This window comes from Okeania sp., assembly GCF_035285525.1.
GTDB lineage: Bacteria > Cyanobacteriota > Cyanobacteriia > Cyanobacteriales > Microcoleaceae > Trichodesmium.
In genome coordinates this window covers 1-25965 of the sequence record NZ_JAYKGW010000081.1, presented here as the reverse complement: position 1 = coordinate 25965, position 25965 = coordinate 1, and the positions used below count along the sequence as shown (strand labels likewise).

At 35.9% G+C, this 25965-nt stretch carries 15 protein-coding genes; 5 read left to right on the top strand and 10 right to left on the bottom strand.

Going from position 1 to position 25965, the window contains the following annotated elements; translation table 11 throughout:
• Window positions 1-262 precede the first annotated feature (262 nt).
• Window positions 263-2353 carry an amylo-alpha-1,6-glucosidase gene (locus VKJ25_RS07980; protein WP_324236093.1) on the bottom strand — a complete coding sequence of 697 codons (2091 nt, stop codon included), beginning with the start codon at window positions 2351-2353 and terminating at the stop codon, window positions 263-265.
• Between the two features lie 748 nt (window positions 2354-3101).
• Between VKJ25_RS07980 and queC the strand changes: the two genes are divergently transcribed.
• The 4 genes from queC (at window position 3102) to VKJ25_RS07960 (ending at window position 11289) form a co-directional block, all read left to right on the top strand.
• Window positions 3102-3770 carry a 7-cyano-7-deazaguanine synthase QueC gene (queC, locus tag VKJ25_RS07975; RefSeq protein WP_324236092.1) on the top strand — a complete coding sequence of 223 codons (669 nt, stop codon included), beginning with the start codon at window positions 3102-3104 and terminating at the stop codon, window positions 3768-3770.
• Between the two features lie 1089 nt (window positions 3771-4859).
• Window positions 4860-6311, top strand: a complete 1452-nt coding sequence (locus tag VKJ25_RS07970; RefSeq protein WP_324236091.1) for a methyl-accepting chemotaxis protein — start codon at window positions 4860-4862, stop codon at window positions 6309-6311.
• 383 nt (window positions 6312-6694) lie between these two features.
• The gene (locus VKJ25_RS07965; protein ID WP_324236090.1) at window positions 6695-8581 is read left to right on the top strand and encodes a methyl-accepting chemotaxis protein; all 1887 of its coding nucleotides are present in this window, start codon (window positions 6695-6697) and stop codon (window positions 8579-8581) included.
• 290 nt (window positions 8582-8871) lie between these two features.
• On the top strand, window positions 8872-11289 hold the full coding sequence (locus VKJ25_RS07960; protein WP_324236089.1) for a hybrid sensor histidine kinase/response regulator: 2418 nt from the start codon (window positions 8872-8874) through the stop codon (window positions 11287-11289).
• Between the two features lie 504 nt (window positions 11290-11793).
• Here VKJ25_RS07960 and VKJ25_RS07955 read toward each other — a convergent pair.
• Entirely contained in the window at window positions 11794-13236 is a 1443-nt protein-coding gene (locus tag VKJ25_RS07955; RefSeq protein WP_324236088.1) for a CHASE3 domain-containing protein, read from the bottom strand.
• A 332-nt stretch (window positions 13237-13568) separates the two neighbouring features.
• Between VKJ25_RS07955 and cheB the strand changes: the two genes are divergently transcribed.
• Window positions 13569-14687, top strand: a complete 1119-nt coding sequence (cheB, locus tag VKJ25_RS07950; RefSeq protein WP_324236087.1) for a chemotaxis-specific protein-glutamate methyltransferase CheB — start codon at window positions 13569-13571, stop codon at window positions 14685-14687.
• Between the two features lie 281 nt (window positions 14688-14968).
• Here the strand turns inward: cheB and VKJ25_RS07945 are convergent, their stop codons facing one another.
• The 8 genes from VKJ25_RS07945 to VKJ25_RS07910 all read right to left on the bottom strand — a co-directional run.
• A complete protein-coding gene (locus VKJ25_RS07945) occupies window positions 14969-16936 on the bottom strand; it encodes a protein kinase domain-containing protein (RefSeq protein ID WP_324236086.1) in 1968 nt (655 codons plus the stop codon).
• A 241-nt stretch (window positions 16937-17177) separates the two neighbouring features.
• Window positions 17178-17315 (bottom strand): hypothetical protein, encoded by a 138-nt coding sequence (locus VKJ25_RS07940; protein WP_324236085.1) that lies wholly within the window; start codon window positions 17313-17315, stop codon window positions 17178-17180.
• A gap of 45 nt (window positions 17316-17360) precedes the next feature.
• A complete protein-coding gene (locus VKJ25_RS07935) occupies window positions 17361-17606 on the bottom strand; it encodes a PDDEXK family nuclease (protein WP_324236084.1) in 246 nt (81 codons plus the stop codon).
• Between the two features lie 74 nt (window positions 17607-17680).
• Window positions 17681-17908: a hypothetical protein gene (locus tag VKJ25_RS07930; protein ID WP_324236083.1), complete on the bottom strand. Its 228-nt coding sequence runs from the start codon at window positions 17906-17908 to the stop codon at window positions 17681-17683.
• A gap of 299 nt (window positions 17909-18207) precedes the next feature.
• On the bottom strand, window positions 18208-18396 hold the full coding sequence (locus VKJ25_RS07925; RefSeq protein ID WP_324236082.1) for a DUF6653 family protein: 189 nt from the start codon (window positions 18394-18396) through the stop codon (window positions 18208-18210).
• 602 nt (window positions 18397-18998) lie between these two features.
• Window positions 18999-20951: a cadherin-like domain-containing protein gene (locus VKJ25_RS07920; protein WP_324236081.1), complete on the bottom strand. Its 1953-nt coding sequence runs from the start codon at window positions 20949-20951 to the stop codon at window positions 18999-19001.
• 662 nt (window positions 20952-21613) lie between these two features.
• Window positions 21614-25048, bottom strand: a complete 3435-nt coding sequence (locus tag VKJ25_RS07915) for a pre-peptidase C-terminal domain-containing protein (RefSeq protein WP_324236080.1) — start codon at window positions 25046-25048, stop codon at window positions 21614-21616.
• Window positions 25049-25263: 215 nt separating this feature from the next.
• Window positions 25264-25965: PPC domain-containing protein (locus VKJ25_RS07910; protein ID WP_324236079.1), on the bottom strand; the 702-nt coding region annotated here is incomplete at its 5' end.

The window sequence follows — 25965 nt, the reverse complement described above, 5'->3', positions numbered from 1 at the left end:
TAAGCTTTTGTTGGGTTTCGTTCCTCAACCCAACCTACATTTTTACGGGTCTCAATCTACAAGGATCACCTAAAATTAGTAAGCTTTTGTTGGGTTTCGTTCCTCAACCCAACCTACATTTTTAGGCTATAAAATCCAGTTGAAAAGTAAAGTCGTCCCTATCGACGATAGGAAGCAATCTCAGAGGCGCACGGAGATTGCTTCATTCCACCCGCAATGACTTAGGGATATTAATTATCCGGATTCTATATTACTCTTGGTTTCAACTAACCCGATTAATCATTGACCAAGCTCGCAAAACTTCTGCCACACTCCATGCTTGAGCAATACAACCACGAGGTGTTATTGGTTCATTACCATCAAAAATCTCACTGATATTACCAACACCATGCACCATTAAATGCTCTGCCATTGGTTTCAATAATTCCTCAGCTTTGGTCGGATCATTATAAATTCGTAAATGCGCCGTAACATAAGCACCTATCAACCAACCCCAAACAGTACCTTGGTGGTAAGCGCCATCACGTTGATAAATATCTCCACCATAAACACCCTTATACTCTGGCTCGTCACTAGCAAGACTGCGTAACCCATAAGGAGTTAATAACTTTTGAGTGCATATATCCATCACCTGTTTTTCTTGTTCTGGTGTTAGCAGGGGAGCATAACTATATTTACTCATTGGTGGCAACGACAAAGCAAATATTTGATTTGGTCGCAAAGAAGCATCATTACCATTAGGCGTATCTAACACATCGTAACAGTAACCACCTTCTTGATTCCAAAAACGAGCAAAACCCTTTTCCTTGATTAACCGTGCTAACCTTTCATAATCTAACTTATCCTTACGCAACTTTTGGGCAAACCTATCCATAATTTGCAAAGCATTATACCACAAAGCACTAATTTCAATCGGTTTCCCAATACGCGGTGTCACTACCCAATCACCTACTTTCGCATCCATCCAAGTAAGTTGACTACCTGCTTCTCCCGCATAAATTAAACCATCATCAGCATCTACATGGATATCATAACGAGTTCCTCGACGATAGAAATCAATAATTTCTGCTAACACTGGGAACAACTCTTCTATTAATTTGTCATCTTCGGTTGCTTCATAATATGCCCGAACTGCTTCAAAATACCAAAGTGTGGCATCTACAGTATTATAATCTGGTGTTGTACCACTATCTGGGAAGCGGTTAGGTAACATTCCCTGCTCGACATATTTGGCAAAAGTTTGTAAAATTGAACGGGCGACATTAAGTTGTCCTGTACAAATGGTTAAACCAGGTAAGCTAATCATGGTGTCCCGTCCCCAGTCTTCGAACCAATGATAACCAGCAATGATAGTTTTGCCGTCTGGTTGTTTGGGGGATTTGCGATTGACTATAAATTGGTTAGCTGCTAATATTAATTGGTTAATCCATTCTGGTGTGGGTTGGGTATTAGGTGTTTTCTGGGTTAACCTTTTCGAGAGTTTGCTCAATAGATTTTTGGGTTCTGGTTGAGATTTTTGAGCGGTAGCAAATTTTTGTATTATCTGTTGTTCATAACTGCGACGGAATACTAATGCTTGTTCACCATTAGTCATTGGGTTTTCTCCTGTGCTAGCAGTTATAGTTAGAGATTTTCCTACTTCTAATTCGGCATCGAAGGTGATAGCGTGTAGGTGGTCTTCTAATTCTTGTTGTCCCCGATATTTTTCTACTGCTAGGTTAAATCCATAATACCAATCGTTAGTAGGTGTGGATACTATGGTTTTTTCGTCTATACGAGGATAGGTTAGTAGATATAGGGGAGTAGCTTTAGGAAAAGCTTGTATGGAAACTCCTTTGTTAGTTTTGTTGATGTTGAGTTGCCAATCTTTGGCCTGGGTATGATGATGATGATCCCGATGGTTGATTAATGCTTTGATGTTTAGATTTATTGGTTGACTACTACTGAGTAGATGATAATGAATATAAGTAGTATTTTCTCCTTGCTCCATCCAGATTCGTTTCTCCAAAATTACATCTGCAAATGTAAATTTCCAGACTGCTATTGTTCCTTCTAAATGGAAGCTCTCTATTTGTTGATAACCTTCTGGGTTTACTGTTCCATCTGCCCAACGATTACAATAGAGGGGATAGTTTTGATTTTTATAACTAACAGTTTCATCTAATTTTGTTAGTAGTAGAGTACGTCCTAATGGGGGTTTGAGAGCGGCGACGAGTAGTCCATGATACCGACGGGTAGGGAGGTTAGCTATTGTCCCAGAGGCATAACCACCTATTCCATTTGTGACCAACCATTCACGGGATTCTGCTATGTTCAGATTATGACAATTTTCTCGTTCAAAACTAATGACCATAAAAAAGATGTTACTTAATAAAGATATTGTTTCAGGGTTTTTAGTTAAAACCTGGTTTCTTTATATCATATTCAGTTGTGGAAGATAGCATTAAGCTTTTTTCTCTGATTGATTTACTATTTTAGGGCTGGCTGATTAAATATCAAAGCTTTTACTGGCAAAGGCTGTAGCCTTTTTTTCTGGAAAAAGTACCTAGTTTTTAGCTGTTGTCGTCTCAAAATGGTAGAATTTTGATCCTATACTATCAGAAAATTTGGTCGTAGCAGAATGTCGAAACGGTTCTCTGTTCCCTGTTCCCTTGCCTCACTAAGAGGCTTATTCAGCAAACCTTATATTTGTAGAAACTGGGTTGATATATCATACTTTTAGTGTTGAATAAAAAAAAATTATGTATAGCTACATACATCAATTTATCATAAATTAAGTATATGATATACTTTTTTTTGACATCTTTCTGGATGCTTCACAGAATGAAAGCTGTGGTCATTGCTTAGATGTTGCTATTTTAGTCATAAATATATATCATAACACAGGGCTTACGCAAAGAAACCCGGTTAAGAAAGTAAATCATTGTTTTTGACAATAAACATCTACCCTCGTACCGGGTTTCTGGGTTCCCCTGGGTCAGTCCTCATAGCATAGTAGGACTTACGGAGCAACCATAGATATAGTACCTTGGCGTAAGTCCTGATTTATAAAAAACTCGCGAAACTCCTACCTGTTCCCTCTCTCAAATAAGAAATTAATAATGAAAGCAGTTATTTTATTATCAGGAGGATTAGATTCCTCAACAGTTTTGTATCAAGCAAAGGCAGATGGTTGTGAATGTTATGCTATATCGTTTGACTATCAACAACGCCACCGTCGAGAATTAGAATCAGCTAAAAAAATTGCTGATACTTTGGGTGTAATAGAACATCAGATGGTTAATTTTGACTTAAGATTATGGGGAGGTTCCGCATTAACAGATAATCAAATAGATTTGCCTAGCGATCGCTCGGTTGAGGAAATGTCACAAAATATTCCGATTACTTATGTTCCAGCACGAAATACTATTTTTCTTAGTTTTGCCCTCGCTTATGCAGAAGTTGTAAATGCGAGTCGAGTCTATATTGGAGTGAACGCTTTAGACTATTCTGGTTATCCAGATTGTCGTCCTGACTATATTCAAGCAATGCAAGAGGTGTTTCGACTAGGAACGAAACAGGGGAGAGAAGGAGAAGCGATCGCTATTGTTGCTCCACTGATGGAGATGAAAAAAACAGAGATTATTCAATTGGGGAATAGTTTAGGAGTACCTTGGGAAAAAACTTGGTCTTGTTATGCAGGTGGAGATAAACCTTGTGGTGTCTGTGATTCTTGTCAGTTAAGGTTGACTGCTTTTGAGGAATTAGGATTAACAGATCCGGTGATGTAATAATTAATAATTAATAGACATCTCTAAAAATAAAAGCTCCAATCAATTATTATCCATAAATTATCAATTCTTTCTTTCTGCTCCCTTTTCCCAGTTAAGCGTTCCCTCTTTTATGGAGATGTCTAATAATTAATATAGCATTTTTCAAGCTGGTGAGGTACATTAATGCTCCTCCTTTTTAAGGATAACTTTCAGTGCCCCCCTTTCAAGGCTAGAGAATATATCCAGAACTATACCTTACCAAAAAATTAATAGTTAATAATTAACAATCAAGAGTTTATAGTCGATAATTATTGATTTAACAATTCACACCTGGAGGCCTCCCCTTTTCAGGGGATAAATAAAAAAAATTCCTTTTAGTTAATCCCCTTCTTTTAAGAAAGGGTAATTATTAATTTTTTCATTGTTAATTGCTGAATAACCTGGGAAATGTTATAATTATTTTTTCTTATAAAAAAGAGGATTGGTGAAAATGAATTTTTTTCTTTTTTCTCCATAAATGGAGAGGTTTTATACCTTGATTTTTAGGTAAATTTTGTTGCCCAACTGTTGCCAAAAATCCTACAGCAGATTCCAAGTATATCAAGTACAGATGTTAATAATAAACTATTTTCAGTGCGGACATCTTGCTCCCGTAGGCGTACCTCACTTCTGGTGGAATCCGCTGTAACTTTCTTGATTCTAAATAGGTCAAACAAGCAGACTTTTTTACACCTTAAAAAAAAGCTAATTTTTGATCTATCAATGTTTTGATATTGTCAGCATTTTCTGTGGAATGCAGCGCCAACAGCAACAAAATTGTTCGGTCTTAAATAGTGTTTAAATGAATCAATATTTAAGTTCAAAGAAATCTGGTTTGGGAGCAATATTTATAAAGATTTTATTGCGCACATAATAGCCGACGCAGCTGACTGCTGATCTGACATAAAATCCGGTTGAATACTCGTTATATAGTTGTGGGAGATGAGGAGATTGAAGTGTAGATAAAATTATGAACATATACACTTGTAACCGGATTATATATGAATGCTTACTTTATATTTAATCAGCAAATTCTAATTAACTAATTAAGGACAAAAGAAAAAATTTATGTGGAAAAAAATAACATTCAGAAACATTTTCTTATTAGGATATATAGTGCCAGTAATTTTATTTCTAGGATTAGGAGGAATAGTTTATAGAACTGCTAATAAAGTATTTGATACTTTAAAAGAAGTTGCTAGAGTACAAACTTTAGTTCTCGATATAAATAAGATGACATTAAATGAAGAAAAAATAGTTAGTAATTTTCTTAGTTATCTAGCTAGTCGAAACGGTATATTTATTAACGAATATAATCAAGCTTCAAACTCCTTAGATGCAAATATTCAGTCTCTTAAGGAATCAATTAGTATTGATGAATACAAAAAAATTTTACAAGAAATGGAGCAAGATAAAAATGATTTTAAATATTTTGCAGATCAAGTTATTCAATTGGTAAAAGATGGTAAACAAACTGAAGCTGTGGCTTTATTTAATACTTTACAAGGTCAACAATTACTAGATGAATTTGACAGATTAAGTAATGAACTTATAACTGGAGAGAGAGAGCTACTAGAAACAGAAACAGAACAAACTAAAAAAAATCTAATTATATTGTTATGGTTACTCAGTATAGGTTCGATATTGTTGATAGTTATTGTCATAATGATGGCATTGTTAATTACAGGTAATTTTAGTCAAAAAATCAAAACAATAACTGAAAATATAGTCGCTTTTTCTACAGGAATTTCTGAGACAATAAATGAACAAGAACGTACTGCTGCTCAACAAGCTACCTCTGTAAATGAAACTACTACAACTATGGATGAATTAGGTGCTTCTTCTCAAGCAACAGCAGAACAAGCAGAAGCCGGAGCAACAGCAGCTAAACAAGCTTTAAGTTTAGCTGAAGAAGGAACAGAAGCGGTAGATACAAGTTTAGAAAGTATGGCATCTTTGAGTGAAAAAGTAGAGGCGATCGCTCAACAAATTACTCGTTTAAGTGAACAAACAAATCAAATTGGTAATATTTCTCAGCTTGTTAGTGACTTAGCTAATCAAACTAATATGTTGGCTTTAAATGCAGCAGTAGAAGCGGTTCGTGCTGGAGAATATGGTAAAGGTTTTGGTGTGGTTGCTAGTGAAATTCGTAAATTAGCTGATGAAAGTAGAAAGTCTGCAGAAAAAATTTATACCTTAGTTTCTGATATTCAAACATCAATTAATTCTACAGTTATGGCAACAGAAGCAGGAACAAAAAATGTCGAATTAGGAGTGAAAATTGCTCAACAAACAGCGACAACTTTTAATGGTGTTAAAGAGGCAATTAATAATGTGGTATTAAATAATCAGCAAATTTCTCTTAATATTAAACAACAAGCGATCGCTATTAAGCAAGTAGTGGATGCCATGAATGAATTAAATACTGGAGCACAAGAAACAGCAACTGGTTTAGGACAAACTCAACAAGGGATTCAAAAGCTTAATGAAGTTAGTACAGAGTTAAAGTCTATTGTATGAAGGGAGTAGGGAGTAGGGAGTAGGAAATAGGAAGAAAGAATTATAGCAATCTTAAATAGGTTGAAATAATTCAAAAACTAGAAATCAACTGCGAATTCCTCCTTAATTTTTCTGTCATAATTACTCCATTTAGGTTCACTTTTTCCCCTCCATCAACCGAAAAACTGGTACTTTTATGGTTCCCAAGAAATCAGCACCTAAAATTGTTCAAATCTATATCTCTAAATGCTTTGAAATTTAATTAGCAAGCTCTAATTACACATTATATTATATCTGCTATTATGAAAAAATCATCAATTCTTTTCCCTTATGTCCTGTTCCCAATTAAGTGTTCCCTATTTATACTAGGAAATTAATTTTGCAGGACTACTTATATGTTAAATATGATTAATAATGTTTTGATAAAAATACAATATAAAATTATTATAGTTCTATTTTTTAGTATGATTATTCCTTTATTAATAGTAGGTGGTTATAGTATTAATACTGCTACCAATGCTTTACAGGATTTGGCTAAAAGTAATCTTCAAGCTAAAGTCAATGATAGTACAGAACAAATTGTTAACTACTTAAAAAGTATTAGTTCTGATATTTTATTTATTAGTAAAGTACCGCCAATTCAAGGAATTGTTAGAGCTAGAAATAACACAGGAATAGACCCAAAAGATAATTCTACTTATGATATTTGGGTAGAAAGATTAAGCGCAATATTTACAGCATTTATGCAAGGGAAACCATACTATATGCAGTTACGTTATTTAGATGAAAATGGCAATGAAATGGTAAGGGTAGATTCTGATGGATTGATTATCGAAACTATTCCTAAAAAACAATTACAAAATAAAGCAAATCGAGACTATTTTATAGAAACAATGAAACTTAACTTTGGTGAAGTCTATGTTTCGCCTTTGAATCTTAATCGCGAAAGAGGAAAAATAGAAGTTCCCTACAAACCAACAATTAGATATGCTACTCCTATTTTTGCCACCGATGGTAAACAAAAAGGAATAATAATTGGCAACTTGCTAGTTGAGCGTGTTTTCCAACAAATAAAAGAAGACAACAAAAGCAATTTTGGTACAGCTTTTATTATTAATCAAGATGGTTACTATTTATCTCATCCTGAAGCAGAAAGAGAATGGGGTTTTGAATTAAATAGGGATGAAAAAATTCAAAAATATTATTCAGAAAAAGTAACTAATCAAATTTTATCTGGAGGTCAAAGTTACATTGTTAATGATGTAGATATGGTGATTGCTTACAACACTATTCTTTTAGGACAAAGCCATGCTAATAACTTTTTAGTTATAGTTTATGATTTGCCGAACAAAATTGTATTTGCTACAGTAAACAATTTTAGAAATATTGCCTTGATAGTTGTATTTTTATCCCTAATAACTTTTTTATCTATTGGGTGGTTGAATATAATTAATATAGCTAAAATAGTCAGAAATATGATTAATAATGTATCTAATTTTTCCCATAATATACTGTCTACAATGAATCACCAAGAAAAGATTACATCTGAACAGTCATTAGTGGCAAATGAAACTAATAATAATATTACTACTCTAGGTCAAGCTTCTCAAGAAATATCTCAAAAAGCAGAATCAGTTGCAGTAGCAGCAAGTAAAGCTTTAACTTTAGCTGAAGAAGGTAATAAAATGGTAGAAAAAACTTTTGCCCAAATGCATAATTTGAGAGAAACTGTTAATAGTATTACTCAACAAAATCAGGAACTTGGTGAACAAACAAGTCAAATTGGTAATATTTCTGCTTTAGCAAATTTAGTAAGTTCTTTAGCAATGCAAACTAATATTTTAGCTTTAAATGCTGCAGTCGAAGCTATACGAGCTGGAGAGGAAGGTGCTGGATTTGCTGTTGTTGCTAAAGAAATTCGGAAATTAGCAGATAAAAGTTCTGAAGCTGCAAAAAAAATTAATGCTATTGTGCCAGAAATTAAAACCGCAATTAACTCTAATATAAAGGTAACAAATGAAGGCAAAAATACAGTAGATGCTACTATTAAAACAGCTCAAGAAACTGCTAATACTTTTCAAAATTTAACAGCAGTTGTCTCTGATTTATTTGCTAGTAATCAGGAAATTTATCATAATACTGAACAGCAAAAAGTTGCTATTCAAAAGGTGATTAAATCTATGAATAATCTTAACTATGGTGTTGCGGAAACAGCTCAGGGAATTTCCCAAGTTACAACTAATACTCAAAAACTTTATGAAGCAGCACTTAAACTTAAAACTATAGTTTAAAATAGGGAACAGAGAATAGGGAACAGGTAACAGGAAAAAGGGAATAGGAAATAGGAAATAAGGAATAGGAAATAGGAAATAAGGAATAGGAAAAAAAGTATTTTTGGGAATATGAGATGCACTCAAAATAATAACCGATCGGGACTTACGCAGAAACCGGGTTTCTTTGCGGAAAGTTCCTGAATTTATCAGCAATATCACGACAATAAACCCAGTTTTTTGGTTGCTTGGCGTCAGTCTTACTGATAACTAATAACTAATAATATATAACTAATAATTTATAACTAATTATGATTGAAGATGCTGAACTTCGGGAAGTATTTCAAACAGCAAGCGAAGAACATATCCAAAAGCTTGAGGAAGGTTTTTTATACTTAGAAAAATATCCAAAAGACTTAGAAAAATTAGAAGAATTATTACGAGAAGCTCACAGTTTAAAAGGTGATGCTGGAATGTTAGGAGTTAGAGATGTATCTCAAATTGCTCATCAAATAGAACATTTATTAGGAGAAATTAAACGAGGAGAAAAAACTATCTCTCCAGAAATAAGCGATCGCCTTTCACTTGGATTAGATGCTATTTATAAACTTGTACAAGAGGCAGTTACTGGAGAACCATCAGGTATTAATACTGTTCATGTCTTAGCAAATTTGATGGGTGCTAAAAATCTTAATCCCCAATCAAAAACAGAAAATAAAACTAATTCAAATCCTCAAGAAAATACTATTAATTATACTTCTGTAGAAGCAGAAAAAATCAATGAAAATGATTTATCATCCTCAAATATAGAATTAGAAACAACAGCAGAAAAAGCTCCAGACAATAAAGAAAAAATAACTTCTAAATCAGCTTTATCTCTCACTAAAAATGAAACTAATCTTAGCATTCAATCTTCCCATACTTCATCAAATTCTTACCATATTGAAACAGTCCGCGTACCGACTCGAAATTTAGATTCTTTGATGACTCAAACTGGGGAATTAACTGTCACTCAAATTCGACTTGCTCACCGAGTAGCAAAAATAGAAGAAATCGCAAATTTGTGGGAAGACTGGAGTAGAGATACGTTTAGAAATCGCTTTATTATCCATGATATAAATGTTAGTAATAGCACCACTATTAATGATTACTCAATTAAACAATTACAAAGTTATCATCATCGAGCCGAAGAACAACTAGAAAAGCTAGGGCTATTAATTAATAATCTCAGAAATTCCATCTATGAAGATGTGGCTAAACTTGACTTAATTAGTAATGAAATAGAAATGGGAGTTCGTACTCTGCGAATGCTACCTTTATCTACTATTTTTAATATGTTCCCCCGAGTTGTCAGAGATTTAGCTAGACAAGAAGGTAAAAAAGTAGAACTAATAATTGAAGGGGGAAATACTAAAGCAGATAAGCGAATTATTGAACAGATGAAAGACCCTTTAATGCACATAATTCGTAATGCTATAGATCATGGAATTGAAACACCTGAAGAACGTAAAAAGTTAGGAAAATCAGAAGTCGCTACAATTAAATTAAGAGCATATAATACTGCAACTAATGTAATAATTGAAGTGATAGATGATGGTCGGGGTTTAGATATTAACGAAATTACTAAAACAGCAATAAAACAGGGTATTTGTAATGAATATGAATTAGAGTATATGACACAAATACAAATTCAATCTCTAATTTTTACCCCTGGATTTTCTACTAAAAAATTTGTTACTGAAGTTTCTGGTAGAGGTGTCGGTTTAGATGTAGTTAAGACAAATGTAGAAGAATTAAAAGGAAATATTTCTATAGAATCTCAGCCCAAAAAAGGATGTTCTATCAAAGTAGTATTAAGTGCTTCCCTCGCTACAATAAATGTATTAATTGTAGGAATTGAAAATACTTATTATGCTTTGCCAGTTGAGTCTGTTAAAACAACTTTCATAGTTTCTACAGCATCAATTTTTACTATTGAAGGTAGGGATACTATTATTTTTAATAATGAACCAGTATCTGTTGCTCAACTTGCAGATTTGCTAGAAGTTTCAGTTATTAATCAGGAGAAAGTTGCTAATGAAATAGAGAAACCTTGCATTATTTTAAAAGTAGGAAATGAAAAATTAGGATTATTTGTTGATAGTTTAATTGATGAGCAAGATGTTGTACTTAAACCCCAAAGTAAATTATTGAAACGGGTGAGAAATATTGCTGGTGCAACTATTCTTGGTACTGGTGATGTTTGTATGGTTTTAAATCCTCAAGATTTGCTTAAGTCAGCGCGGAAAATATCTACATCTATTAATACTTCTCAATTTATTCAGGAGTCAAGTAATAAATTAGCAGAAGTTGAAATAATTAATAAAAAATCTGTAATTTTATTAGCAGAAGATTCTATTTCTACCAGAACTCAAGAGAAAAGAATTTTGGAAAGTGCTGGTTATGAAGTTATTACGGCAATTGATGGATTAGATGCTTTTAATAAGTTACAAACTCGCTCTGTTGATGCAGTAGTTTCTGATGTACAAATGCCTAATTTGGATGGTTTTAGTTTAACTTCTAAAATTAGAGAGAATAAAAAATATAGTGAATTACCTATTATTTTAGTAACATCTTTATCCTCTAATCAAGATAAACAAAAAGGTGCAGAATTAGGAGCTAATGCTTACATTCCTAAAGATAATTTTAATCAAGAAGTTCTTTTAGAAACTTTAAAAAGATTAGTTTAGGAAGGAGGAAATAAGAAGGAAGAAGGAATGAAGAGAGAAATATTCAAAAAAATGAGGAAATCATAGAAAAAGCTTTCTAATTGAAATAAATTCAATATAGTATATATGAGCGCACCTTCTCCATTATGTTTATAGTATCATGTCAAATTTTTTTTGTCAATTCCCTTTTTTCAGTTATTAGTTATCAATAGGATTAGACAAATAGTTGAGGAAACTTATAAATGTTTAAACTTACTCAGAGATTATTTGAGTTTGAGAAGGAAGAAGGAATGAAGAGAGAAATATTCAAAAAAATGAGGAAATCATAGAAAAAGCTTTCTAATTGAAATAAATTCAATATAGTATATATGAGCGCACCTTCTCCATTATGCTTATAGTATCATGTCAAATTTTTTTTGTCAATTCCCTTTTTTCAGTTATTAGTTATCAATAGGATTAAATTTTAAAGCTCCTTTTCAATAATTAACGACCGAAGAATTAAACTCATTAATTATTCATTATTAACTATACTATATTTTTCAACTTTTCTGCTGCTTTCTTTAAACTCTCCACACCTGAATGAGTTTGACCAATTCCTAATGCCGTTTCCTTTGCTACTTGATTAATATTTTCCATTGCTTCTAATACTTGTTTAATACCATGAACTTGCTGTTGAATATTCAAATAAATTTGTTGATTATTAATAACTACATTATTTACCGACTTAGTTATTCTAGAAAAAGATGCAGTTGTTTGATCTGTTATTTTCATTCCCAATTCTACAGTTCTAATTCCTTCTTTAGTTACCAATACTGTTGCATGAATTGAATCTTGAATTTCCTCTACTAAAATTCTGATTTTTTCCGCAGATAATTTACTCTGTATTGCCAATTTCTTAATTTCAGCAGCAACAACAGAAAAACCTTGAGTATTATCTCCATCACGCACCGCTTCTACCTTCGCATTCAAAGCTAACATATTTATTTGATTTGCTAAATTACTGACCATTTGAGAAATTTGACCAATTTGATTTATTTGATCATTTAATCTAAAAATTTGATGAGCGATCGCCTCTACTTTTACTTTTAAATTATTCATAGCATCAAATGTTTCACAGACAGTATCGCTTCCTTTTTCTGCTGCTTCTAAAGCTAATTGAGCAGTATTATTAGCTGCATTTGCTTCTTGGGAAGACTGACGAAAAAATGCTCCTAACTCATCCATATTGTTAGTGGTAGTATGAACAGAATTAGCTTGTACAAAAGCAGTGTGTTCTTGTTGTTCGACTGTAGCAGAAATTTCATTAGTAGAAGTAGCAATCAAATTAGCTATAATATTAATAGGTTGAATAGCAATTTTATTAATCAAAAATATGATAATTATACTTACTATCACAACTATCATCAAGCTACTCCAGGAAATAATTATGACTAACTGAAAAGCCTGTTTTGCTTGTTTTTTTCTTTCATTCAATAGTTGGTCTTCTACTGCCATCATCTCATCAATTTTTTGTCTAATTTCATCCATTATCTGTTTACCTAAACCAGATAATATTAACTGTCTTACTTTTTTTTCTTCACCAGCTCTTTTTAGTTTTATAGTTTCTTTTAATTCTGATATTTTAGATTCTGTTAGATCTGCAATTTTAGCCAATCTTTTTAATTGCTCAGGATTATCAGATATTTTAGCTTGAAGTTCATCTAAATTATCATCAATTGTTTGTTGAGCTAAATTATATGGTTCGAGGAAATTTCCTTGACCAGAATAAATAAATCCCCGTTGTCCTGTTTCTGCATCAACTAAAGTTTTTTCTAATCCTTTTAATAAACTTTTAACTTGATAGGTATGAGCAACCCATTCAGAAGATTCTTTCAAAGTACGAATACTACTTTGAGAAAAAATATTACTAATTCCAAATGTAGCAATAATTATGATTACTCCTACAGGTAAAACTTGTCTAAGATTCATTGATCTATTAGTGAGTGTTTACTGCGTAATGCTGCGCAAACAGCCGTTAGCTATCAGCTATAAATTATTAACTCATTATCTCATTACCCTGGAAGAAAAAATTAGTCTCCAAGGAGAACTAAAAGTTAGTATTACAGCATACTAACATCTATTCTATATTTATTTCCTCTGGAACTACTTGATTAATTTAATAGTATAATTGATATAATAAGTAAGTTAAAAAAAATTGTAGGGGTTTGCTTTTCAAATCCGATTTTTACTTGGGTTTGGTTTCCAAACCCCTACGAAAAATTCCTTTTTACTTTTTACTTCTTACTTCCTGAATAAATCAAATGACAAAGAAAAGAAAAGTCATTAAAATATTAGTTGTTGATGATTCACCAGTAGCTTTAATAATTCTCAAAAGAATTTTTGCTACCTCTCCAGAAATTGAAGTTGTAGGTACAGCTCAAAATGGTTTAGAGGCATTAAAACTAATCCCAAAAATCGAGCCAGATGTAATTTGTACTGATTTACACATGGCATTTATGAATGGATTAGAATTTACTAGGGAAGTTATGCACGAATACCCACGACCAATTTTAGTTATTAGCAACTCCGTTCAAGAACATGATACCGAAAATGTTTTTCAACTTTTAGAGGCAGGAGCTGTTGATGTTTTTCCTAAACCAGAAACTGGATTAAATTCAGATTATGATGCGATTAAGCAAGAATTAATTAATAAGATTAAAATTCTTTCTGGGGTTAAAGTTTTTACCCTACATCGTCGGCAGATTAACCAAGAACGTCAACAACAATTATTTATCAGAAATATACAAGATAAGCTAGTTAAAAATTATCTTGTAGATACTCCTAAAACTATACTTAAATATCCTCGTTCTGCCAAAAATATTAAAGTCTTAGCAATCGGAGCTTCTACTGGTGGTCCTCAAGCTTTAAAAACTATTCTTCATAATTTACCTTCAACTTTTCCTCTACCAATAATTTGTGTTCAACACATTAGTAATGGATTTTTAAATGGTTTAATAAATTGGTTAGCTAATGGATGTCAACTACCAATAAAAATTGCTATTTCCGGAGAATTGCCAAAAGCTGGCGTAATTTATTTCCCACCTGAAAAGCATCATTTAGAATTAGATAATAGGGGTAAATTTGTCTGTTCAAAAACACCAGCAATTGGAGGACATCGCCCTTCAATTACTGTCACTTTTAATTCAATTGCTAAATTTTATGGCTCCTCTTCTATAGGGGTTTTACTAACAGGAATGGGTCGAGATGGAGCAGATGGAATGCAGGCGATCGCTCAATCTGGTGGATTGACAATTGCTCAAAATGAGGCTACTTCTATCATATTTGGTATGCCTAAAGAAGCTATTGTTTTGGGAGCTGCTCAATATATTTTGCCAATCAATGATATTAGTCAGAAATTACTTATGATAATTAATAATTAATCAGGGAGTAGGGAGTAGAGAGTAGGGAGTAGTGAAGAGTATTGATAATGAAAACTACAATATTATGTTCGGATAAACATTAACTATTAAAGTCATTTCGCAATGACTTAGATATAGTAATTATCTGGATTTTATACGATCAAGACTTACGCAAAGAAACCCGGTTTCTGGGTTCGCGTGGCTTTAGTCCTGATGATAATCTAGTAGGGACGTGCCATGGAACATCCCTACAGTAGTTTACCAGAATGAAAACTGCTGATAACTGATAACTGATAACTGTATCACTGTTGCCAAATTTTAATGGTTTTATCATTACTCCCACTTGCTAAACTCTTACCATCCTGACTAAACATCACTGAAAACACATCACTCTTATGACCATTCAATGTTTCCAATAATTCCCCAGTGAGAGCATCCCATAAATTAATATTCCCATTCCGATATCCACCCGCAACTATTTTGCCATTCGGACTAAACGTCACCGATAAAACATCACTCATACCATATTTCAAATTTTGTACAGGTGTGGAAATAAGTTCCCCTCCATAAACCTGCCATAACTTAATCGTGCCATCCCGACTCCCACTTGCCAAACCCTTACCATCTTGACTAAAACTTAGCGATCGCACCCAGTCAGAATGACCCTTAATGGAAAATAACTCTTTCCCCTTTTCCAAACTCCATATTTTAATAGTTTGGTCGCGACCACCACTTGCCAAAAATTCCCCATTTTGATTAAAAGTAACACTATAAACCCGATCGTCATGCCCGTTTAAAGTAAACCAGCGCCTTGCTTTCCGCAAATTCCAAATTTCAATAGTTTTATCTCTACCTCCACTTGCTAACATTTGACTATCCGGACTAAACGCCACCGTATCCACCCAGTCAGAATGACCAAGCAGAGTAAACCAACGTTTGCCTTTCTTCATATCCCAAATTTCAATAGTCTGATCCCGACTCCCACTCGCCAACATTTCTCCATCTTGACTAAACGCGACCGCTTGCACAGAGTCACCATGACCAGTCAGAGTAAACCAACGTTTGCTTTTCTTCATATCCCAAATTTCAATAGTTTTATCGCGACTCCCACTCGCCAATATTTCTCCATTGGGACTAAACGCTACCGTATTCACCGAGTCAAAATGTCCGGTCAAAGTCAAAACACATTTCCAAGTTGACCGTTTTGGTTGAGGAATAACCGTCGGTTGCACAATATGAGGCGGTGCTGTCATCGAACTGGTCTTTGGTTTTGCTTGCGGTTGCGGAGGTGTGTATGTGGATATAGTTGGTTGAATAGGAGTTGGAGATGGTGTCGGTGCCGGAATATTAGGGAGAACAGGAGTTTCCTGTTGTGGATTTAATTCCTTCATTACTTCCGCCGCAGACTGGTAACGCATTTGCGGATTAGTGGCCAGCATCCTATCAATAATTCTGGCTAAAACACTATTAATAGGTTGACTTAAATAATCTCGCCATACCCATTTATCTTTCATTACGTCAAATAAATCAAAAGGAGATACTTGAGTTAATAAATAGATACAAGTTACTCCCAAACTATAGATATCACTGGCAAAAATTGCATGACCTCTTACCTGTTCTGGAGCAACATATTCCGGACTACCAATAATTGTTCCTGGCTGCATTAAGGAAGTTCCAGTAATCACTTTAGCTGCCCCAAAATCAACTAAAACTAATTGATTAGTATTATTCATCCATCCAGTAACTTGTGGAGGAGAATTACGACGAATAATATTTTCTGGTTTAATGTCTCGATGAATTACTTTATGTTCGTGAATAAATTGTAAAACTGGTAATAATTCATTTAAAATTTGTTTAATTTGATTACTATTAAAAGGACCCCTTTTAATTGACTCTGCAGCTAAATTAGAACCATCAATAAATTCTTGTACTAAATATTGATTATTATCCTGTTCAAAGTGAGCTAATAATTCAGGAATTTGTGGATGTTTACCAAGTTCATCTAATCTAACTGCCTCTTGTTGAAATAACTCGGCAGCTTTTTTAGGGTCCCCAGTATGTTGAGGTAAAAATTGTTTAATTACACAAGGGGGATGAGAAGGTTTATCTTCATCTACAGCCAGAAAAGTCCGACCAAACCCACCTCTACCGATAGGTTTCATAGGGCGATATCTTTCTCTCAGCAGCAATTTTGCTCCACAGGCAAGGCAATATAATGTCCCTTCAGGATTTTGAGGATTTTGGCATTGAGGATTGAGGCAATAACTCATATTAACAAGATTAGGCTACTATCTCTATATTAATATAGACAGTAAGTTCATTAATTGATAATGAATAATTAGGGTTTACTGAACAAAGCCAAGTTTGAGACCCACCCCTAACCCCTCTCAGGAGGGAAAGTGTGGGGGGTTTGGGAAAAAATATACAGCATATTTTGGGATAGGAAAAAAGCAAAAAATATTTACATTAGTCAGTATTTTAAATTGGCATAATATCGTCGAGTCGCAATTTTCAATTAGGAAATAGATAGGAATAAATGGGTTCTCCCAAACGATATTGCTGTTGTTGATACACACCATTAACTAACTGAAAAATTGTAAAAGTAGGTTGTTTAGGATTACCAATAAATTGTAAACTACCTAACCCCATAAAATCCACAATCCAATATTTTGAAAGATTTAAAAAAGCATATTCTTATACTTTTATAGCATAATCATCTTGCCAATTTTTACTAACAACTTCTGCGACAAGTTTAATAATATTACCATTACAAATTACTGGTTCTTTTTGCCAAAGAGGTTCTTTAATAAGTTCTGATTTGTCTAAAACAATCACATCAGGACGTAGGGCAGTTATTTCACCTACAGTACGGGGGCAAGATGCCCGCACCACAGAATTTTTGGGAATCAACCAGTTGAAATTATTCCGAAAAACTTCCACATACAGCGGTTTTCATTACGATTCCCGAGAAATCAGTAAACCACAGTAGGGACGTTGCATAACAAAAATGCTTTTCATGTCGCGCAGCGAAACGTCCCTACAAGATTTTGGTGATGATGATGTGGTTCATTCATTTGAAAAGCGCTGTAAATTCTACCAGCAATACTTCCAGCAACAGCTTCGTAAACACCATTAGGCTGCATATCTCTTAGTTCTCCGTCAATTAATTCATAGCTTGTATTGTCCCCATATTGGGTAATAAATTCTGCAAAGTTCAGTTGTTTGGATGAGGTACAAATCATTTCAGTTATCAGTTCAGTAGTGGATTAACACAGCTAAAATAGTGCATAGGGTAGGGGCGGGTTTGATCAGAAATTTTCATGCTTATTCTAGAATTTACATAAACCCGCCCCTGATATAGAATCCGGTTATATAGTATATGTTCATATCCAAATAGACATCTCCAGACAAGAGGGAACACTTAACTAAGAACACTTAACTGGGAACAGGAAGAAATAATTGATAATTTATGGATAAGAATTGATTTGATTTTTTATTTTTGGAGATGTCTAATAGAAACAATAATTAAAAGTAACAGGACTTACGCATGAACGCTATTAGTAGGGTGCGTTAACGTCAGTGTCACGCACCGATACGCTATATATAGTCCCTTTGCGTAAGTCCTAAGTAATATAGAAAATCTAGTTAATCCACTCCAAGGATTAGCATAACGTGCCCAAACTTCATCTGTCATTTGAAATAAATTAGCTATTTTTTGTTCGGTTGTCATAATAATTTTTTTATTTTTAAATAAATTATTAATTATACTTCAACGGAGTAGCTTTGGCAATAGCATTGGCTGAAGAGTAGTGACGATAAGGTAGAATTATGATATAGTAGAAAGCTGTAAATACTTTGAGATTTACAGATCAAGAAAAGTGCTTTTAAGGAGTGAAAAAAAGTGTAACTTTTCCAGCTTGAGCTACCAAAAAATTAGGATTTTGGGTAAGAGTTGGATATAAAAATCAAGGAACATTTATTCTTTCTACTTTCTCTATTTTCCCCTCCTGAAAAGGGTTAGGGGTGGGTTCAAAACTCTGCTTTTTTCAGCAAATCTGATGCTATGGTTTTTCAAGATGTTGGTGGAAGTCGCGATCGCCTTTAGCAAGTAAGCAGGGGATTACAGCGGTTTTCATAATTAGTAAACCACAGTAGGGACGTTCCATGGAACGTCCCTACAAGATGCAAGGTTATGGCGATGTGGTTCATTCATTTGAAAAGCTCTGTATGAAGTGATTATCCCTGTTTCTCTGAATAGACGCTATAACTAAAAAAACATAGGTAGCATAGGCATTTTGCCTGTACTACCTATATCATCTTTCTCTGGTTAGATTAAAACGCGAAGTTACTAGAGTCATTTAAAACTTCTGCTGTTACTCCTCTCACAGAAAGGAATGGAGCAAAGCCTTCAGGACCTTCTGGACCATCGGGATCAATCTGCACCATCGCTCCTGCACCTTTGGATACAACTCGAACATACTCGTCAGCGATCGCATCACTGCCTTCATAACCAACACTTCCTAATACATTGCTAAGAACAATGATATCGTCACCTACTTCAAAGTTAGTGATATTGTTGCCCGCATCTAGCAAGTCGTCGTAAACAAAGCGTTCTCCTTCTTCTGCACCAGTTAAGTCATCTACTTTAGCAGAACGAGGCATGATCGCCGAACGGTCTCCGAGCGCTCCCAGCTCTACTTTAGCCGTATCTCGACCACCTTTCCCATCGCTAATAGTGTACTCAAAACTCCCCTTGATAACGTCTGTATCAGGAGTGAAAGTTATTTCACCACTTTTTTTATCTAATTTCACTGTTCCGTTTGTAGGTTTGCTGACTTTAGTAATAGTCAACTTATCGCCATCTTTATCCTTATCATTCTCTAATAAATCTTCTGCTTCAATAGTACGAGCTTTATTCCAGAAGAAAAAAGTGGCGTCATCCTTTGCAACTGGCTTATTATTACCTTCCTCTACTTTGACAGTAACTTTAGCAGTATCAGTACCTCCATTGCCGTCATCAACAATGTATTCAAAACTTGCGTTACCACTAAAGTTTTTATCAGGGGTAAAAGTTATTTTACCGTTTTTGGCAAGTTTCACTTTACCATTGTCTGCATTGCTGACCTTGGTAATACTTAGCTTGTCACCATCTGCATCTGTATCATTTGCCAGTAATACTCCTGGTCTAATGATCAATTTTTTACCCTCATCGGTGGTGAGTTTTTTCTTATTCTTGTCATTTCTCGCTACAGGGTCTGTATTCACAAAAGTGCTAACATTAACCACAGTTTCTCCGTAACCCAATACTTCTAAAGAAAGACTGTCTTCACCAGCAGTCATATCTTTTGTACCCAGTGTCACTTCAAAAGTGCGACTTTCCCCAGAACGGACGTTTTCGTAAGTAGCAGGCTTAATTTTTTTAACGTAACCAAAATCATCACTTTGAGATACCATGGTTAAATCGCTGAAGATTTCTTCTAAACCATTGGTTACTACTTTGACTAAGTTAGAACTATCTCGCGATAATACTTCTACTGCACCAAAACCTAATTTATCAACCAGTTTTTCGTAGTTTGTTTTCTGATTGCTAGTAACAGCAAAAATCGGAACCACACCTGCTTCTTGCAAAGCATCTCTGACTTGAGCAACACTGGGATAATCTTCCCCTGTACCTGCTGGTGTACCATCAAGAACTGCATCCCCATTATTAGGAGTTGTGATACCTCCTTTCTTTCCGTCTCCTGCTTCGTGATAGTCAGCATCAGTAGAGAGAACCACCACCTTGCGAGAGTTCTTACGGTAGCCTACTTCTTCCTCCCTGAGAGCTACCTGCATTAATGCCTCAAGTTGAGATTCTGGAAAGTCCCCACCAACTCTAGTTTTCAAGCTATCCATCGCGTCTTGAAAATCGTTCTTAGATTTGGTTAGTTCTTGCTCTGTCTTATATACATAGTCCCCGCTCCCGCTATTGCCAAAGGGAGACTTTGGTTTGTCAACATAAGATGCTAAACCAAATTGACTATTTGGCTGGACATCTCGAACAGAGGAAACCAGCTTGGGAACTAAGTCCCGCAATACTGGCAAGTCATCGCTATAGGAACCGGAAAGGTCGGCGAGAAAAACTAGGTCTAGAGGTTGCTTTGTGGAACTGTTTTTCGTAACGTTGGCAGTGATGTCAATTGTGACATCATCTCCAGGTACAATAGTTACGTCTACTATGTCTGGGTCTAAACCGCCTTTGTTATCTACTACTTTGGTTATTTGGCTTTTAGTTGTCTTGGCCATAATTTTTTTTTTGAGGAATATGGAATAACGACTATGAACTCGTGGGGGGTTTGGAGACCAAACCCCTACAATTTTCGGCTGTACTAATCAATCAGGACTGATATAGAATCCGCATAATTAGTTAATGAAAAACTTTGCATCTTCTACCCCCTTTCAAAGGGGGGTTGTGGGGATACCTTCTGCCCCCCTTTCAAAGCTATCTCTTCTGCCCCCCTTTCAAAGCTATGCTTTATAAACATCTCTCGCTTTTCATAAAACTTGGGCATTAATGACCAGTTATGTGTAAGTCTTAGTTCGCCTTTTTCTGGAGAAAAATGTATAAAAAAACACATTAGAAGAGCGATCGCTTAAGCAGTTTTACTTAGCTAGTATGATGTTTTCTCCCTTCTCCCCTGCTCCCACAAGGGTTTCAGGAGTTCCTGATCAGGGATAGCGCATCAAAGGGGGATAAATAAAAAGAAACCCGGTTTCCCAGATAAATCATTGTTTTTGACAATAGACATCTAGGAAAAACCAGGTTTCTAGCTTCCTATACTTAAGTTTTGTGTGAAAACACTAGATGCACTACCAATGCTGAAAATAGGAAAATTAAAGGCAGAATAGACAGTTTGTCTATTCTATCAAAATGAGGTAGAAAGACTATCGCCCTCCTACTACCACTATTAAATGGAAACGCTTAAGTCATAGAAAGTTTGATTACCTTGACCAAATACACGAACAACGTAGGTATCAGCATTCAAGAAAGTATCAATTTCTTCAGCAGTGCTTCCAGAGTTGGTGGAACTACCAATTAATACGTTACCAGTGCTATCATATAGCTCTAGGTCAGCGTTGGCAATGAGTCCATCAAGTGCGACGCTAACAAAACCAGGAGTAGCAACATCAAAGTTGTAATAGTCATTAGTATCAGAACCGAAGCCAAGGTTGCCTCCCTGAGTGAGTGAATCAGTAACAGTACCAAGAGAAATTCCTGGTGGGGTGTCGTCTTCTGTTCCCCCTACTCCATTTGCACTCATATTTAGCTGATAGCTGGTTTTAGCAGCACCCTTCGGTAATACCCGCACATAATAATCGCCAACTTCTAAAGTAGTATTGATTTTTTCATCGGTGCTACCACCTTTAGCAGAACGGTTTAATAATGTCAGACCATCGCTATCAAGTAACTCTAAGTCAGCGTTGGCATTCAAGTTAGTTAAATTGATGTCAACCTTGCTCTCCTGACTTAAAGTGAACTTACGGTAGTCATTAACATCGCGATAGCTTGTAGTGAAACCAATGGTATCGCTTTCTTCGTAAGCAGTCAGAACGCCGATATCATTGACGTTTTCTGGAGGTTTACCACCGTCTGGATCGATACTAGAACCAGACCCTGCACCAGTAATATTCAAGTTGTAAGCACCACGAGCGCTGCCTTGAGGCTCAACACCTATGTAGTAAGTACCAGGATCTAAATCTTCATTGATTTGTTCGTTCTTCTTACCAGAGTTGCGAGAATCAAAAATGGTTGCACCAGAGTTATCCAGCAATTCCAGATTGATGTTATCGGTCAGATTTTCTAAAGTGATATTCAGGGTCTTCTCTTCGCTGAGGATGAAGCGATAGAAATCTACTTCGTCACGATTAGTACCTGTTCCGAAACCAACATTCTCAAACTTACTGTAATCTTCAGTGAGAGTCCCAATATCATTGTACAAAGAGGTTTCCGGTACGGGACCACCATCTAAGTCAGGACCTGCACCAGTAGCAAAAATATCCAAATCGTACTTGGTTTTAGTATTGCCCTGTGGTGTTACATATACATAATAATCACCAGTTTCTAGAGTGTCGCTAATGTTTTCGTTGCTACGACCACTCTGACGGGAATCACGTAAGAAAGTACCATCGTCACTGTACAAGGCGAGGTTAGCATCTGCTTTCAACCCTGTCAGGTCAATCTCTACATCGCTCTCCTCAGTGAGGGTAAATTTATAACGATCGACCACGTTGCGGATTCCGCTAGAAGTAAAGCCGATTTTTTCCCCTAACTTGCTGTAGCTACCACCTTGAGCTAGAAGGTCACCAACTTCAAACCCTCCGTCATCAGGAAGTCCCTCTATATTAACTGAGAACCGATAGTCACTACGCTGATTATCCTGAGGTTTGACTTCAACGTAGTAAGTACCCTCTTCCAAAAAGACACCAAGATTTTCGCTTTTGCGACTCTTACTGCGGGCATTATTGAGAACAGTAGCGCCATCATCATCATACAATGTCATATTTAGATCTTGACGCAGACGACCTAAGTTGATATCAACAAAGCTCTCTTCAGAAACTTCAAACTTAATCCAGTCCCGTTCGTCCCGACCAGAACGACCCACTGTACGACCCATCTCGTTGTTGAAGACTATTGTCTCCCCTTCAGGAACCAACCCTAAATCCAGAGATTCTTCTGGAGTGGGATAGTCGTCAACGTAAGGAACAGCAGCAGTTATACCCAAGCGATAGTTACTCTTAGCACCAGCCTTACCTTGAGAAACTTTCACTGTGTAAGTTCCCGCGTCTAGCTCTTCTAATTCAATTGTTTCTGTCTTTTTACCAGTGTTCGTGCTATCATCAACTATTTCACCACCGTCATCGAATACTTCTATGTTCAGGTCTGCCCTGAGTTTATTTAAGGTAATGTTGACATCGCTCTCTACAGGTATAGTAAAGTTGTACCAGTCCACCTGGTCTTTGTTGCTACCGAGCTTATCAGTTTTGCCGACAGGGGTCAGCTCAGTAACTGTTCCTAAATCAATACCTGGTGATTTGTCATCCTGTTCATCAATCATCGGATTGGCACTTAGACCCAACCGATAGTCTGTCTTGGCACTACCTTGAGGAAAGACACGAACGTAATAGTCTCCAGGATTTAATTCTTCGCGAATCTTTTCTGCTTTACGGCTACTGTTAAGAGACTGGTAAAGAACGGTAGTACCATCATCATCTAAAACTTCAACGTTGGCATTTCCTTTCAGTTGGTCTAAAGTCAGGAAAAAGTCGCTTTTTTCGTTGAGGCTGAATTTGTAGTAGTCTTGTTCGTCCCGGTTTTTACCCTTGCCGAAGCCTACCCGGTCGAGTTCAGTTACCTCTTCCAGTCCAATATTGCCCAGGTCTTTCGCAGTAGCAATTTCGTCTTTTTCGTTGTCCAGTGCTTCAGCATTTACACCCAAGCGGTATTTAGTGCGGTCATCTCCTTCAGGATAAACCCGGATGAAATATTCACCTGGTTCTAAATTTTCGGTAATATTTTCCTTTTTCCGGTTCAGTTCTACTGATTGGAATAATACTGTGCTGCCATCTCCATCCACAATTTCCACGTTAGCATTTTGCTTGAGTTGGTCTAAAGTGATGTCAACCTCACTTTCCTTACTCAGACTAAAACTGTAGAAATCCTGTAAGTCACGAATACCACCTTCAGTAAAACCAATTTCCTCGGTATTACGGTATTCTTTGGTTCGTTTGTTCAAGTCGCCAATATCAACAGCACCCTCTGGGTAAGCATTCGGATCTTTGACATCGCCTATAGGCGCCTTGGTGATTTTCCCAAATAAACTGGCTACATCTGCTTCTTGTTCCCTGACTCGGAAACGGTTTTCTAGAGTTTCCCCCCCATCTTTACTAAAGCCAGTTAATTCTAGGGTGTATTTTTTCCCATCAATGTTGAAAGTTTCCGATGGCAACACTTCTGGAAAATAGACGAAATCAGACCACAGGTCTATGTCATCGGAGGTATCTAAAGTCGTATCTAAGTCTAAATCGAAAGTGAAAGTAGTAGTCTCATCTGTGGGAACGTCTAAATCTAATTCGATTTCCAGTGGTACAGACTCTACTGCTGTTTCTACATAAATAGAACCATTAAAGTAGTTGAGCTTACCTATTTCAAACTGCTCACCAATTTCCCCAGTAAAACTTCCTCCAGTAAAGATTAAACCATTTGGCTCTAAGTCATCGAAAGCTGGTTTTCCCCAACGAAAAGTGGTATCGGGGTCTCCAGGATAAAGTTTGGGACTGGGGTTGGGCCCGGGGTCAGCTTTGCCCCAGGAGCCATTAGAGGAACCTTGAAGAATCTCTGCCATTGTTTTCTTCCTTTGTTTTGTTGAAAATTTTTAGTTTGAGTTAATTAGTAGTAAGGGATTTGCAACTAAATAAAGTACCGATTAAAAAGATTGTGCTTGTCCGCAGGGAGGCGGTAATATTACACTCAACCTTAAAAAAAGAGTCAATTTACTAGCCGAAGCAATCTCTACAAAGTTAATTATTTTAGTGCTAAAACGCTTACTACAAGACGAGCTTAGAAAAATTGAACCGTATAATCTGTTTGGGCGCTGCCAACCGCTGTAACTTGCAGGTAGTAATCACCAGCATCTAATGAGACATTAATAAACTCAGGGTCAATACCTGATTCAGAAGAGGTATAGAGTATAGACCCATCGCTAGCTAAGAGACTTAAATCAGCATTCTGGTCTAGATCGTCCAAAACTATCTGCACATTATCGGCTGCTGGAAGCGTAAACTTATAATAATCGTTAAGATCATCATATCCGTCTTCGCTAAAGCCAACTGCACCACTTTGTGCGCTCATTTGATAGTTGCCCAAGTCATTAGCAGTAGCTAGAGTACCATCGGGGTCTTCTCCAGGTTCTGGAACTGGATCTGGGTCTGGCACTCCACCACCACCGCCAGTAATAGGATCGGCGTTCATTTTCAGGAAGTAGTTAGTCTTAGCTGCTCCCACTGGAAATACTTGAACAGTATAGTCTCCAGCTTCTAATTCCCCATTCACAAATTCTGGAGCATTACCAGGGTTGAACCCACTCAGAACCATGTTGCCCTCGTCATCGAGTACCATCACATTAGCATCACGCTTCAATTGGTCTAATGTGAGGGTGAAGTTGCTATCGGAATCTAGAGTAAAGTTGTAGAAGTCATTAGTATTACGAACACCTCTGGTGAAACCAATGTCATCTTTGTTTTTGTACTCGTTATTCTTCCG

Coding starts and splice junctions, on each gene's coding strand:
- VKJ25_RS07970 (WP_324236091.1), top strand. CDS start 4,860: ATGTGGAAAAAAATAACATTCAGAAACATTTTCTTATTAGGATATATA.
- VKJ25_RS07965 (WP_324236090.1), top strand. CDS start 6,695: ATGATTAATAATGTTTTGATAAAAATACAATATAAAATTATTATAGTT.
- VKJ25_RS07955 (WP_324236088.1), bottom strand. CDS start 13,236: ATGAATCTTAGACAAGTTTTACCTGTAGGAGTAATCATAATTATTGCT.
- queC (WP_324236092.1), top strand. CDS start 3,102: ATGAAAGCAGTTATTTTATTATCAGGAGGATTAGATTCCTCAACAGTT.
- VKJ25_RS07925 (WP_324236082.1), bottom strand. CDS start 18,396: ATGACAACCGAACAAAAAATAGCTAATTTATTTCAAATGACAGATGAA.
- VKJ25_RS07920 (WP_324236081.1), bottom strand. CDS start 20,951: ATGGCCAAGACAACTAAAAGCCAAATAACCAAAGTAGTAGATAACAAA.
- VKJ25_RS07915 (WP_324236080.1), bottom strand. CDS start 25,048: ATGGCAGAGATTCTTCAAGGTTCCTCTAATGGCTCCTGGGGCAAAGCT.
- VKJ25_RS07945 (WP_324236086.1), bottom strand. CDS start 16,936: ATGAGTTATTGCCTCAATCCTCAATGCCAAAATCCTCAAAATCCTGAA.
- VKJ25_RS07980 (WP_324236093.1), bottom strand. CDS start 2,353: ATGGTCATTAGTTTTGAACGAGAAAATTGTCATAATCTGAACATAGCA.
- VKJ25_RS07940 (WP_324236085.1), bottom strand. CDS start 17,315: ATGGGGTTAGGTAGTTTACAATTTATTGGTAATCCTAAACAACCTACT.
- VKJ25_RS07960 (WP_324236089.1), top strand. CDS start 8,872: ATGATTGAAGATGCTGAACTTCGGGAAGTATTTCAAACAGCAAGCGAA.
- cheB (WP_324236087.1), top strand. CDS start 13,569: ATGACAAAGAAAAGAAAAGTCATTAAAATATTAGTTGTTGATGATTCA.
- VKJ25_RS07930 (WP_324236083.1), bottom strand. CDS start 17,908: ATGATTTGTACCTCATCCAAACAACTGAACTTTGCAGAATTTATTACC.